Raw genomic sequence first — 12,481 nt, forward strand, 5'->3', positions numbered from 1 at the left:
CGTCAGCGCTTGAGGGTCAGAGCTTCGGCAACTGGCCGATACGGCCCATCATCTCGGTGACGATCTGCAGGTCCAGCAGGAACTGGTCGACGGTCTTGAACTCGTTGTCGGTGTGCCCGGTGTACTTCACTTCCGGACGCGCCAGGCCGAATTGCACGCCGTTGGGCAGTTCATGCACGGAGGTTGCGCCGGCCGAGGTGCCGAACTTGTGCTCCATACCCAGGTTTTCGGTGGACACTGCGAGCAGGGCCTTGACCCATTCGCCTTCAGGGTTACGGTACATCGGCTCCGCGACCGAGTAGGTGAAGTCCACCTTGACCTTGGATTGCTTGTCCCAGGCGCTCAGTTTGTCGGCAATCTCGGCCTTGAGTTTCTCCGGCGACTTGCCCTTTGGCACCCGCAGGTTCACCGCCAGCTTGAAGGCTTTGTCATCCAGGCCGACAAAGGTCAGCGAGGTGGTCAGCGGCCCCATGAACTCATCGGAGAAGCCCACGCCCAACTTGCCGCCCAGGTAATCCAGGCCCCAGTTGTCGGACGCATAACGCGCGGCGTCAGTGATGTGGTTGTGCTTGAGGGCGATTTTGCCGTCGACGCTGTGGATCAGCTCCAGCATGCGCGCGACCGGGTTGACCCCAGACTCCGGCTCGGACGAGTGAGCGGACACGCCGGTGACCGTCAGCTTGACGTTTTTGCCGTCGACCTTGGCGGCCACTTCAAAATCGCCACCGTTGTTCTTGGCGTATTCAGTGCCGGCTTTTTGCAGGCTGGCGGCCAATTCGGCTGGCTTGTCGGTGACAAACGTCGCCACCGACGCCGACGGAATCTGGTTGGTGGCCATGCCGCCGGTCATCGAGATGATTTCCGCGCCTTTGCCTTCACCCTTGCGACGCGGGAACGTCGCCATCACCGTGCCGTAGCCTTTTTCGGCAATCACCACCGGGTAGCCACCGTCCAGTGCCAGGTTGTATTGCGGTGTCGGATTCTTTTCGAAGTAGTAGGGGATCGCGTCGCCGGAAGTTTCTTCGGTGGTGTCCACCAGCAGCTTGAAGTTGCGCGCCAGCGGCAGCTTCTCTTCCTTGATCACTTTCATGGCGTACATGGCGACCACGATGCCGTTCTTGTCATCCTCGGTGCCACGGCCATACATGCGGTCGCCGATCAGCGTGACTTTGAACGGGTCGAGCTTGGTGCCGTCTTTCAGCACCCAATTCTCCGGCGTCACCGGCACCACATCGGCGTGGGCGTGGATGCCGACGACTTCATCGCCGCTGCCTTCCAGGGAAATTTCGTACACACGGTTATCAATGTTGCGGAAGTTCAGGTTAAAGGCCTTGGCCAGGTCCTGGATCTTGCCGGCGATCTTGATGAATTCCGGGTTCTTGTACTGCGGCACACCATCGACGTTAAAGGTCGGGATTTCCACCAGCTCGCGCAGGGTTTCGGTGGCGGCCTTGCCGTACTTCACTCGGGTGTAGATACCGAGCAGGCGATTGATCTCGTTCTGCTGATCCGCGCTCAAGGTTTTGTTATCAAGAAACGCACTGATCGCCGGGCCCACGTCACTGGTCTTGCCCAGGTCGCCCTTGGCCAGGGTGCCGAGGAAACCCCGGAAATCGGTGACGGAGGTTTCGTTGAAATGCTTCAGAATCGCTGTGCTTTGGTCTGGAGTGATGTTGGCGAAAGCGGGGCTGGTGATGGCCGAAAGGCTCGCCGCGAACAGGGTGGCAGCGGCCAGTTGCTTGAGTGGAAAGTGCATGGAGAGACGCATTCCTTTGCAGGTAGTAAGTGGGAAGTTTCTGATCAAACTGTCAGAAACATTTCCACACACTACCACTGCGAAGGCGTGGGAGGGGAGATGCGAATGAAGGAAATATCGTACTTCAATAAAAAACGCCGCGTCTTCATGAGCGGCGTTTTTGCAGGGTCAGCGAGCAACCAGATACAAGGTTTGCTTGAATCTGCCGTCGGGCATGGGTTCGGAATTCATGTGTCCTGTAAAACCTCCATACTTCCCGGTGCTGCCCAGAATGGCTACGGTGGAAAGGCCTGTTTCGTGCTCTTGTCCGCCTACGACAATGGTACCTACGATATTCCCGGTGGCATCCCTGAATATCAATGTCCACTGACACTGGCTGTGAGCACCAGGCAGTGTGGTGACGCAGTAGCCGCTGTTGCTGCCGATGTCCTGTCCGCCCTGATCCTGCAACGGTTGGTCATAGACAAACAGGTCGCCTTGGGAGGGGCCCGGTGCACCTGTATCCACAGGCGTCTTGAGGCCCCGAGTACCATCGGCATAGGTGACCAGCATGACTGTTGGCGAGTTGTTGACGCAGGCGCTGAGGGAGATAAGCAGAAGCAGTGCGCACAAGGTGCGAAGGGTAGCGGTTTTCATGGCTGTGCTCTCGTGTGGGTGGGCTCCGGGCGCAGCACCGCTAAAGCTGCGTCCGGAGCCTGAAAAGGCTAGCCGCCAATTGCCAGAATTCAAATGTCCGCAAGCCGATTTCGTATCACAAGGTTCCCGGGTGCGGAGCCGCGTACTCAGCCGTCACACCCAACGCCTTGGCATACGGCCCATCCCACAACTGCTCATGCAATGCCCCGACACGCTTGGCCATCGCTTCGCTGCGCATCACCACTTCCAGATTGCGCGAATTATCCAGATACCCGCCCAGCCAGTTGCTGGTGCCGATCCAGGCAACCTGTCCGTCGATCTCCATGGTCTTGCTGTGGATTACTCGCGCATACGGGATAAAACCTTGCTTGGCCTCGGGGAGGGTGACGATTTTGATCTGGACGTTAGGCAGCACCGCCAAGCTTTTGAGGTAGGGCAGTTCCAGCGTGTCGGTATTCCAGTTGGACACCATCAGCTTGATCGACACCCCACGTGCCGCCGCCGCACGGACGGCATTGTCGATCACCGCGTAGTACGGGCGGGTCTTGTCCGGTCCGTAGGACAGGGGGGCGTAGTCCAGCAGTTGCACGCGCACTTCGTGTTTTGCTTCGCTCAGTAAACGCGGCAGTTCCAGCTGTGAATCGCCTACGCCCGGTGGGTTGTAGCGTTGCGGGCTAGCGACCAGGTAGTTGCCGGTGCGTGGTGGTTCGTTGCTCATGGCAGGCAGCGGCACCGGTTGGTTGTCGGTCAAGGCCTGCTGGGCTTTCCAATCCTGCTCGAAGATCGCCTGCACCTGGCTCACCACGGTCGAGTTGGTGATGAGCAGCCCGGTTTCGTGGATGTGTTCCAGGGAGCGCCAGTCGAAATTCTGGCTGCCGACAAAGGCCTGCTTGCCATCCACCACCAGGTATTTGGCGTGGATGATCCCACCGCTCACGCGCGCGTAGGGCAACACGCGAAAGGTCAGGTTGGGGATCGCCCGCAGGCGTTCAAGGGTGGAGGCTTCCGACAACTTGATGCCTTTTTCTTCCAGCAAAAAGCGAATTTTCACACCGCGCTTACCGGCGGCTTCCAGGCGTTCGATCACGCCGTCCATCACCGAGCCTGGGTGATCGGCAGCGTAGAACTGGCCGATTTCGATGTGGCTTTTTGCGCCGTCAAACAGCTCGCTCCACACTGGGCCGGGCTGGCGCAAGTCGTCGGTGCCGAGGGCGGTATCCACCGGCACGGTATGCACCAATTCAAAACCCGGAATCGAAAAGTCCGCCTGGGCCAGCGGACTTATCAGCAAGCCGGCCAAGCCTGCGATGCGCAATTTCAAGGAAACAGACATAGGGATTCCCATCACAAAAGAAAGCGGGCGCATTGCGCGCCCGCTTGAACGTTTACGCCGTGCGGCTATGCAGCGGCGTTGGCACCAGGTGCGGCAGTTCACTCTGCACGCGGGCACCGGTGGCGGCGCGGATCAGCAGGATTTTCAGCTGGTCGTTGATGCGCTCCAGGCTGTCCTGGAAGAAGTTGTGGAACACCACGCAGAACAGCGCGATGGCGATCCCCAGGCCGGTGGCGAACAACGCCGTGCCGATGCCACCAGAAATCTGCCCTGGGTCGGACACACCGGCCGTGGCCAGCGCCTTGAAGGTGTCGATGATGCCGAGGATGGTGCCCAGCAAGCCCAACAGCGGCGCGGCGGTGGTGATCGTTTCGATGATCCACAGGCTGCGGGCCAGCGGTGCGCGGGTGGTCAGGTACTGGGTTTCGATGACGTCATCCAGGTCCTTGCGCGACCCTTGCGACGCTTTCTGTGCCAGGACCGGCAACACCATGTTCAGCGGCAAGCTGTCACGGCGCGTCAAGCTTTCGGGCAGGTCGCGCTCGCTGTGTACGTGGGCGCCGAGCACCTCGGTCAGCGCGCGGGCCTGGCGGCGTACGTAAGCGAAGTAGATACCGCGCTCGATGGTGATAAAGATCGCGATGGCCATCGCGGCATACATCACATAAAAGGTGATGTCGTGGAGCAGGTTCATGTCCATGTTCAATTACCTCGCCGTCAGAAATTGGCTTCCAGGGAAACCGTCACAGTGCGTTCCAGGCCCACGATGTAGGCCGGGTCGCCGTCGCGGAACCCACCGTAGGTGGCCGCGTTGGTCTTGGTGGTGTACACGCCGTCCAGGTACTTCTTGTCGAACAGGTTGTCGACGTTCAGGCGCAGCGTTGCGTCCTTGACCACCTTCTTGTCCACCGGCAGGTAGATACCGGCGCCGGCGTTGAACACGGTGCGCCCGGAGATGGCTTCGTCGTTGGTCAGGTCGCCGTAGAGCTTGCTGGTGTACTTGCCGCCGAAGGTGCCGTAGAAGCGGCCGTCGTCGTAGCCGATGTTGGCGGCCAGCATGTTCTTCGGCACGTTGGCGAACTGCTTGCCGCTGGTGGGCAACAGGATGGCTTGGCCGGCGTTGTAGACGGTCAGGTCGTCCTGCTGTTCGGCCTTGGTGTAGGTGTAGGAGGTGTAGTAGTTGAAGTGGTTGGGCAGCAGGCCGCTCCACTCCAGTTCCAGGCCGCTGTTGTTGACGGCCCCGGCGTTGATGTCGGCGAAGTCACCGTTGATGTCGCGCGACGACACCTGGCGGTCCTTGAACTGCATGTAGAACAAGGTGGCGGCTACGGTCATGTCGTCATCGGTGTAGCGCCAGCCCAGTTCGTGGTTCCAGCTGGTTTCCGGCTTGGCGTCGATAGAGCCGGCGCCCTTGTCGTACAGCACGTAGTTCTGCGGGATGCGCATGTTGCGCGACAGGCTGTAGAACAACTGGTCGCGCTCATCCAACTGGTATTTGAGGCCGACGTTGGGCAGCAGTTTGTTGTAGGTCTGGTTACGTTTTTCCGCCTGCTCGGTGAGGCTGCCGTGGTTGGTGCCGTCACGCTTGACGTTCATGTAGGCCAGGCCCGCCACCAGGGTCCAGTCCGGGTTGATGTACCAAGTGTCCTGGGCCCAGACCTTTTGCGCTGGGGTGACGGTAAAGCGGTCGCGGCCCTGGATGGTGTTGCCATTGGCATCGACCACGGCGTCGTTGGAGTCCGGCCAGGTGTCGACCGGTTTGCCGCTGGCCTTGAGCGGAATGAACGGTTGGGTCTGGCTTTGGCGTGCGCGCTCGTACCAGTAGCCCACTTGCACGCTGTGATCGCCCAGGTCCCAGTTCAACTTGGTGGTGATGCCCGGACGCCAGGTCTGTGTGCGCGAAGGGCGGTAGTACACGCCGCTGTTCGGGGTGCCATCGGCATTGTACTGGGCGCCGGTAGGCAGGTTGCCCAGGTCGAATACACCGCCCTGGTTCGAGCCACGGTTCAGTGCATAGCTGGACGAACCGACACCGCTGCCGTTACCCCAGTAGTAATACGGGATCACCGACAGTGCGAGGTTGTCTGCCAGCTTGAACTGGGTGTTGAGCACGGCGGTGAAGGTCTGGAAGGGGTTCTGCGCCAGGGCGTAATAGCTGTTGTACTTGCCGTTGCTGCCCACCGTAGGCGTGGCCGGGTAGGGGTCGTACTTGCGGCCGTTCTGCTGGTACTGGGCCTTGGTCAATTGGCTGTAGCTGTTGTTGTCCTGCTCGTGGTACTTGAGGATCAGGTTGGCGGTGTTGCCATCGCCAGCGTCGAAGAAGCTGTTCCACTCGACTTTGTCCGCGCGCACGGCGCCCGAACCGCGCCACATCTGGCCTTCGGTATGGGACGCCGACAACCAGTTGCTCAGGCCATTGATCTCGCCGGTGTTGAGGCGGGCAAAGGTTTTGCGCGTGGCGTTGCTGCCCATGATCTGTTTGACGAACGCACCGGTTTCCTTGGTCGGGCGAATGGTCACGATGCCGATGTTGCCGCCGCTGGAACCGATGTGCGGGCCGTCGGCTTCCGCCGAGCCCTGGGTGACGAAGATCTGCTCGATGTTTTCCGGGTCGCCCAGCAGGTTGGAGTACAGCGCGTAGTTGCCGGAGTCGTTGATCGGCATGCCGTCAACCGACATGCCCACCTGGTCGGAGTTGAGGCCGCGCATGGTGAAGCGAAAGCCCGACAGGCCGGTGGCGTCTTCGCTGGAGATGTTCAAGCCCGGGGTGTATTTGAGCTTGTCCACGGCGTTACCGGTGGCGGTCTGTTTATCCAGCGCCTCCTTGGTCACGGTGGAGCGGCCCTTGATGCTTTCTTCCTGCACCATGTAGCCGCCACCTGCCGTGGCCTTGCCCTGGACCCCAATGGTCCCGACGTCGCTGTCGCTGGTGTCGGCCATAACCATGCCATGGCCCATGCTTGCGGCAACGAGTGCCAGATGAATCCGTGTGAACCTCATCACTGTCGTCCTGGTGTCGGGTGCTTATTGCACGCTGTAGTTGAAGGTGGCGGTGAAGCGCTGCTCATTGCGCCCCCCGAAGGCTTGCTCGGGGAACGGCTTGACCTGCTTGATACGGCGCAAGCTGTTGGTGGCGGCCCGGTTGAGCAACATGCTCGAGGCCTGGGTCTGCAAGCCGGAGTCGAGAACCCGACCCTGGCGGTCTACCAGCAACCAGATCACCACTTCGCCGGTCGGGCGTTCGAGGGAGGCCTGGCGGCCGGTGGGGTATTGCTTGTAGGTGTCCAACTCATTGCGCAAACCCTTGAGGTAACCGCCTTCCAACGCTTGGCCGTCGACTTTGGGGGGGGCCGGCGGCGCCGGCGTTGGCGCAGCCTGGGGAACGGGCGCGGGTGCCGGTTTGGCGGCGACCGGTGGTGGTGTCGGGGCGGGCGTTGGCTTGGCAGCCACTGGCTTGGGCACAGGTTTTGGCTTGGGCTCAGGCTTGGGTTTCGGCAAGGGTTTAGGTGGCGGCGGTGGCGGGGCCGGCTCGGACTCTTCATCCTCGATCACCGGCGGTGGCGGCTCTTGTTCCACCACCGGCTCCGGGATCACTTGCGGCTCTGGCTCGACCAGCGCCAACTCGACCGCCGACTCGTCATACACCGGCTCGACCTTCAACGTCTGGGACTGGATACCCAGTGCAATCAGCACCAGGGCGATCAGGGCCGGCACACTGCCGAGCAGCTGACGCGCACGAAACAGGACGTACATGATCAGGACTTACGCGTGGCGATGGACACGGAGGTAAAGCCACCCAGGCGCAGGGTGTCCATCACCTCGACCAGGCGCGAAACCTCTACGCCTTTGTCGCTGTTAACGATGATGGTCGACTTGGTGTCGGGCTTCTCGGCAGCCTTCAACGCCGGTACCAGCGCATCGACTGTCAGGTCCTTGCCATCCAACTGCAGTTGGCCTTCGAGACCCAAGGTGAGGATGAATTTGTTCTGTGGCTTGAGCTGCTGCGAACTGCTGGCACTCGGCAGTTGGGTCTTCATGCCGAGGGCCGGAATCACGTTCAGGCTCACGAGTACGAAAAACACCAGGAGGAACATCATCACGTCGATCATCGGGATCAGTTCGATGTGCGCCTTGCGTTTTTTCGGTTCGTCCCAGGTTCTCATTCCGTTACCCCGTTATTGAATTAGGGGCGACACGCTAACAACCAAAAATGACCGATTGGTTAACTTTAATTGACGTTTTAAGGGCTCTAGGACGCGTCTTACAGGTGAATCGCAAGTCATTTTTGTGACGTAACAGAATTGACATACGGCAGGGGCATTCTCAAAAACTTTACATCGAGGGCCCCCGGAAATGAGTAGTGAACTGCCACAGTTGTCCACCCCGCGACTGTTAATGCGCGCCCTGGAAAAACACCAGGCCGACAGGTTGTGCGCCCTCGCCAACGGCCCGAAGATCGCCGACAACACCGCCAGTATTCCATCGCCCTACACTCTGGAAACGGCGCAGGATTTTATCGACGGCATGCAGGAGAAATATCGCTCGACGGGGCTGTTGAGCCTTGGCGTGCATGTGCGTGACACCGGCGAGTTGATCGGTGTTGCCAGCTTGCGCATCCATGCAGATCATCACTATGGGCACCTAGGCGGCTGGGCGGCGGCGGACGCGCGCAACCTGGGGTATGCCACCGAAGCCGCGACCGCGTTGATGGACTACGGCTTTGCCGAACTCGGCCTGCATCGCGTGGGCAGCCAGTGCTTCAGCCGCAACAAGGAATCGGCGCGGGTCATGGAGAAAATCGGCCTGCAATACGAAGGCTGCAGGCGCGGGGCGTTCTTCAAGAACGGCGTGCATGAAGACCTGCTGGTGTTCGCCACCCTGCGTGAGGATTGGGAGTACCGGCTGTGAGGGGCGAGGTGGATCATGGCCGGCGCCGGGTACTTGCCGGGCTGGCGGTCGCTACCACCTTTTCGATCCTCAGCCCGTTTGCCCGCAGTGCCGGGGTGGAGTATCCGTTCACCCTGGGCGTGGCCTCCGGAGATCCGCTGCCGGATGGGTTTGTGATCTGGACGCGCCTGGCGCCGCTGTTCAATGCCGCGGACGGTCGTGGTGGCTTGAGCCGTTCAGTGCCGGTGCGTTGGCGGGTTGCCAGCGATGCGGCGATGACTCGCGTGGTGCGCCAGGGCGAGGTGATGGCCAGCGAGCGCTGGGCGCACTCGGTGCATGTGGAGGTGGCGGGACTGGAGCCGGGCAGGCCGTATTGGTATCAGTTCGAAGGGCTCGGCGCGCAAAGCCCGGTGGGGCAGTCGCGCACGGCGCCGGCGTTGCATGCCATGACGTCGGCCCGCTTGGGGTTTGTCTCGTGCTCGCATTGGGAACGTGGCTATTTCAGTGCCTATCGCCACTTGGCGCAAGAACAGCCCGACCTGGTGTTCTTTCTCGGCGACTACATCTACGACAGTTCCTACGCGGCGGACTCGGGCAAAATCATTCGCCCCCATGGCAGCGGCAATGCGGTGAGCTTGAGTGACTACCGCAACCGCTATGCCTTGTACAAAACCGACCCGGATCTACAGGCCCTGCACGCCGCAGCGCCCAGCGTCGTGACCTGGGACGATCACGAAGTGCAGAATGACTACGCCAACCGCTGGTCCCAGGACCCGAAGATCCCGGTCGGGCAATTCTTGCAGCAGCGGGCGGCGGCCTACCAGGCTTACTACGAACACATGCCGCTGCGTGCCAGCAGCCTGCCCAAAGGCGCGGACATGCGCATTTATCGGCGCCTGGACTACGGGCAGTTGGCCCGTTTTCATGTGCTGGACGGCCGACAGTATCGCTCCGAACAACCCTGCATCTTGGCCAATGGCAGTCACCAAGGGCATATCGCCGACAACCTTTGCCACGATTTGCGCGACCCCGGTCGTACGATGCTCGGTTGGCAACAGGAAGCCTGGCTGGATCAGGGCTTTGCCCAGTCGAAGGCGCAGTGGAACATCATCGCCCAGGACCTGCTGGTCGCGCCGCTGACCCAGCGCGACCTGACCAATCACAAGCCGGGACGCTGGACCGATGGCTGGGATGGCTACATGGCCAACCGCTCACGGATGCTGGCGTCCATCGAGCGCCATCGTGTCCAGAACCCGGTGTTCTGGGGTGGCGATATCCATTCGTTCTGGGTGACGGACTTGCATGCGGATGCCAGCAACCCGGACTCGCCGGTGGTTGCCACCGAGTTCGTCGGCACGTCGGTGACGTCTGATGGGCCGCCCTTTGAGGCGTTCAGCAAGATTCTGCCGCTCAATCCCCATGTGAAGTTCTTCGACAGTCGCCAGCGCGGGTATGTGTCGGTGGAAGTGGAGGCGCAGAAGATGCTGACGCACTTTCGTGTGATTACCGATCCGCGCGACCCTGCGGCGACCGTTTCGACCTTGAAATCATTTGTGAACGAGTCCGGCCGACCCGGCGCAGTCCTGTAGGCGCCGGCAAGCCGGCTCCTGCTGGGGTTGTGGTGATTACAGCGGCGCGGTTTCGTTGAGGCTGTAGCGCACGGACAGCGCACCCTTTTTTTCGGAAAGGGCCAGGATGGTCACCTGGCCCAGTTCACCCAAGGTTTGCACGTGGGTACCGCCGCAGGCATACGCGGGCAACTCGCCAAAGCCGACTTCCCGGGTGCCGTCTTCCAGGTTCATATGGCGCGGGTAGTCTGCCGCGATCCATCGGTTGACCTGTTGCTGGATCGTCTCGGCTTCCATGGCTTGCGCGGTTTCGCCACGGATGAAGGTGATCTTGCCTTCGCCCGGCCAGTGATGGGCCTTGATCGGCATCCAACCCAGGGTCTCGCCCACGCTGCCGATCAAGTGCCCCGCGGAATGCAGCCGAGTGTGCAGCGCGCGACGCTGTTCATCCACCCGCGCAGTGATCGGGCCAGGTGCCAGCGGGCGGTCGACGTAGTGCACCACGCGATCGCCTTCCTGGATCACGCGCAGCACGCTGCTCTCACCGAGCCAACCGGTATCGAAGGGTTGCCCACCGCCCTGTGGGTGAAAAATCGTCGATTGCAGGATCACCGCAAACTGGTCTTCATGGGGTGTACAACTCAACACCTCCAGCTCGGCAGTCAGGTGGTCGTGGGTGAAAAACAGGCGCTCGGTCATGATCTACATCCGCATCAGGGTTCTACCGGCAGTATAAATAGTGCGTAGATGGGTGATAATCCGCTCAATTATCAATGGACCTGTGCACCATGAGCATCAATCTACCGTTGCCATTGCTGGGCGAAATGGCGATTTTCGTCAAAGTAGTGGAAACCGGCAGCTTCTCCGAAGCCGCCCGGCAAATGGGCGCCTCGCCTTCATCGGTGAGCCGCAGCATCTCGCGCCTGGAGAAGGCCCTGGCCACACGGTTACTGCAACGCACCACGCGCAAGTTGCGTTTGAGCGAGGGTGGTGAAGAGGTGTTCAAGCGGTGCCAGGAGATGGTCAACGCGGCGCGTTCGGTCATGGAGATCAGCGGCCAGTTCACCCATGAGGCCGAAGGGCTGGTGCGGGTCAGCGTGCCCAAGGCAGTGGGGCGCTTTGTGGTGCACCCGCATATGCCGGAGTTCCTGCGGCGTTATCCCAAGGTGGATGTGCAACTGATCCTTGAGGACCGGCAGGTGGACATGATTGATGACAACGTCGACCTGAGCATCCGCATCACCGACAGCCCGCCACCGGGATTGGTCGGCCGGCAGTTGCTGCCGATCGAGCATCTGTTGTGCGCGACCCCGCAGTACCTGGCCGAGCATGGAACACCGGGCCACCCCCAGGACTTGCTGGCACACAGTTGCATCTACCTGGGAGAGACGCCGGGGGATTCACGCTGGAAGTTTCGCCAGGCCGGCAAGGCGGTGACGGTCGCAGTGCGCGGGCGTTACGCGGCGAACCACACAGGGGTGCGGCTGGATGCGGTGTTGCAACATGTGGGCATTGGCAGCTTGCCGTACTTTACGGCGCGGCATGCATTGGAGGAGGGGCGGTTGGTGCAGGTGTTGCCAGGGTGGGACTTTATTGCGTCGTACCATGGCGAGGCATGGTTGCTGCATTCGCCCACGCGGTATCTGCCGCCGAAGTTGCGGGTGTTTATTGATTATCTGGTGGCGTGCATGGCGGAGGAGCCGACGTTGCGCAAACGGTAGGAATGCGGTCGAAACTGTAGGAGCCGGCTTGCCGGCGATTGGCCCTTGAACCCAGTGCAGGACTCAAGGCCGCCATCGCCGGCAAGCCGGCTCCTACAAGGGAATCAGTGCTTGCTTTGGTCGTCCGGCATGGCCAGCAGCTGTTTTTCCTGGTTCCAGTCGAACGGTTCGTCGTTCTGTTCGGCTTCGAAGCGACGTTCTTCCAGGGCTTGGTACAGGTCCAGTTCTTCGTCGGGCATGAAGTGCAGGCAGTCACCGCCAAAGAACCACAGCAGGTCGCGCGGCACCAGGTGGGCAATTTGCGGGTAGCGCAGGATGACCTGGCTCATCAGGTCCTGGCCCAGGTATTGGCTTTCGATCGGGTCGATCGGCAGCAGGGCGCGCAATTCGTCGAAACGCTCCAGGAACAATGTGTGGCTTTCCTCGGGCACCTGTTCGGCTTCGCCGACGGCAACCAGGATGCTGCGCAAGTGGTCGAGCAAGACGAGATGATCGGCAACGACGTTGGACACGAGATAAGTCCTCTAAAGCAAAAACGGGCGCGAGAGTATATAGCTCTCGCGCCCGTATTTATATGACC

Annotated in this window: 12 protein-coding genes; 3 read left to right on the top strand and 9 right to left on the bottom strand. The window is 60.9% G+C overall.

The annotated features are described in order from the left end of the window. Positions 1–16: 16 nt before the first annotated feature. The 7 genes from KUA23_RS09680 to KUA23_RS09710 all read right to left on the bottom strand — a co-directional run bounded on the left by KUA23_RS09680 (position 17) and on the right by KUA23_RS09710 (position 7,888). On the bottom strand, positions 17–1,756 hold the full coding sequence (locus KUA23_RS09680) for a dipeptidase (RefSeq protein WP_252993831.1): 1,740 nt from the start codon (positions 1,754–1,756) through the stop codon (positions 17–19). A 168-nt stretch (positions 1,757–1,924) separates the two neighbouring features. Continuing rightward, positions 1,925–2,392: a hypothetical protein gene (locus KUA23_RS09685; protein WP_252993832.1), complete on the bottom strand. Its 468-nt coding sequence runs from the start codon at positions 2,390–2,392 to the stop codon at positions 1,925–1,927. A gap of 115 nt (positions 2,393–2,507) precedes the next feature. Then, a complete protein-coding gene (locus KUA23_RS09690) occupies positions 2,508–3,725 on the bottom strand; it encodes a phospholipase D-like domain-containing protein (protein ID WP_252993833.1) in 1,218 nt (405 codons plus the stop codon). A gap of 52 nt (positions 3,726–3,777) precedes the next feature. After that, positions 3,778–4,425 (bottom strand): MotA/TolQ/ExbB proton channel family protein, encoded by a 648-nt coding sequence (locus tag KUA23_RS09695; protein WP_100491170.1) that lies wholly within the window; start codon positions 4,423–4,425, stop codon positions 3,778–3,780. A 17-nt stretch (positions 4,426–4,442) separates the two neighbouring features. Next, positions 4,443–6,725: a TonB-dependent receptor gene (locus tag KUA23_RS09700; protein ID WP_252993834.1), complete on the bottom strand. Its 2,283-nt coding sequence runs from the start codon at positions 6,723–6,725 to the stop codon at positions 4,443–4,445. Between the two features lie 24 nt (positions 6,726–6,749). Next, positions 6,750–7,478: an energy transducer TonB family protein gene (locus KUA23_RS09705; RefSeq protein ID WP_252993835.1), complete on the bottom strand. Its 729-nt coding sequence runs from the start codon at positions 7,476–7,478 to the stop codon at positions 6,750–6,752. A gap of 2 nt (positions 7,479–7,480) precedes the next feature. Then, positions 7,481–7,888 carry an ExbD/TolR family protein gene (locus KUA23_RS09710; protein WP_005786670.1) on the bottom strand — a complete coding sequence of 136 codons (408 nt, stop codon included), beginning with the start codon at positions 7,886–7,888 and terminating at the stop codon, positions 7,481–7,483. A 190-nt stretch (positions 7,889–8,078) separates the two neighbouring features. Here KUA23_RS09710 and KUA23_RS09715 point away from each other — a divergent pair, with 190 nt between their 5' ends. Together KUA23_RS09715 and KUA23_RS09720 are read left to right on the top strand one after the other, a co-directional pair. After that, positions 8,079–8,633 (top strand): GNAT family N-acetyltransferase, encoded by a 555-nt coding sequence (locus tag KUA23_RS09715; protein WP_078047670.1) that lies wholly within the window; start codon positions 8,079–8,081, stop codon positions 8,631–8,633. Continuing rightward, positions 8,630–10,201: an alkaline phosphatase D family protein gene (locus tag KUA23_RS09720; protein ID WP_252993836.1), complete on the top strand. Its 1,572-nt coding sequence runs from the start codon at positions 8,630–8,632 to the stop codon at positions 10,199–10,201. The genes KUA23_RS09715 and KUA23_RS09720 overlap by 4 nt, the downstream gene beginning before the upstream one ends. A gap of 36 nt (positions 10,202–10,237) precedes the next feature. Here the strand turns inward: KUA23_RS09720 and KUA23_RS09725 are convergent, their stop codons facing one another. Next, positions 10,238–10,879, bottom strand: coding sequence for an alanyl-tRNA editing protein (locus KUA23_RS09725; protein WP_252993837.1), 642 nt, complete (start codon positions 10,877–10,879; stop codon positions 10,238–10,240). Positions 10,880–10,968: 89 nt separating this feature from the next. On the opposite strand from KUA23_RS09725, the gene KUA23_RS09730 reads away from it, so the two are divergent. Further along, positions 10,969–11,901: a LysR family transcriptional regulator gene (locus tag KUA23_RS09730; RefSeq protein ID WP_252993838.1), complete on the top strand. Its 933-nt coding sequence runs from the start codon at positions 10,969–10,971 to the stop codon at positions 11,899–11,901. A gap of 104 nt (positions 11,902–12,005) precedes the next feature. Here the strand turns inward: KUA23_RS09730 and KUA23_RS09735 are convergent, their stop codons facing one another. Then, the gene (locus KUA23_RS09735; protein ID WP_025858812.1) at positions 12,006–12,413 is read right to left on the bottom strand and encodes a PA2817 family protein; all 408 of its coding nucleotides are present in this window, start codon (positions 12,411–12,413) and stop codon (positions 12,006–12,008) included. Positions 12,414–12,481: the final 68 nt, after the last annotated feature.

It is taken from the genome of Pseudomonas pergaminensis (genome assembly GCF_024112395.2).
GTDB classification, from domain to species: Bacteria; Pseudomonadota; Gammaproteobacteria; order Pseudomonadales; family Pseudomonadaceae; genus Aquipseudomonas; species Aquipseudomonas pergaminensis.

What these genes read in the sequence shown, in the direction of transcription:
- KUA23_RS09680 (WP_252993831.1), bottom strand. Translation starts at nt 1,756, where the DNA reads ATGCACTTTCCACTCAAGCAACTGGCCGCTGCCACCCTGTTCGCGGCG.
- KUA23_RS09685 (WP_252993832.1), bottom strand. Translation starts at nt 2,392, where the DNA reads ATGAAAACCGCTACCCTTCGCACCTTGTGCGCACTGCTTCTGCTTATC.
- KUA23_RS09690 (WP_252993833.1), bottom strand. Translation starts at nt 3,725, where the DNA reads ATGTCTGTTTCCTTGAAATTGCGCATCGCAGGCTTGGCCGGCTTGCTG.
- KUA23_RS09695 (WP_100491170.1), bottom strand. Translation starts at nt 4,425, where the DNA reads ATGGACATGAACCTGCTCCACGACATCACCTTTTATGTGATGTATGCC.
- KUA23_RS09700 (WP_252993834.1), bottom strand. Translation starts at nt 6,725, where the DNA reads ATGAGGTTCACACGGATTCATCTGGCACTCGTTGCCGCAAGCATGGGC.
- KUA23_RS09705 (WP_252993835.1), bottom strand. Translation starts at nt 7,478, where the DNA reads ATGTACGTCCTGTTTCGTGCGCGTCAGCTGCTCGGCAGTGTGCCGGCC.
- KUA23_RS09710 (WP_005786670.1), bottom strand. Translation starts at nt 7,888, where the DNA reads ATGAGAACCTGGGACGAACCGAAAAAACGCAAGGCGCACATCGAACTG.
- KUA23_RS09715 (WP_078047670.1), top strand. Translation starts at nt 8,079, where the DNA reads ATGAGTAGTGAACTGCCACAGTTGTCCACCCCGCGACTGTTAATGCGC.
- KUA23_RS09725 (WP_252993837.1), bottom strand. Translation starts at nt 10,879, where the DNA reads ATGACCGAGCGCCTGTTTTTCACCCACGACCACCTGACTGCCGAGCTG.
- KUA23_RS09730 (WP_252993838.1), top strand. Translation starts at nt 10,969, where the DNA reads ATGAGCATCAATCTACCGTTGCCATTGCTGGGCGAAATGGCGATTTTC.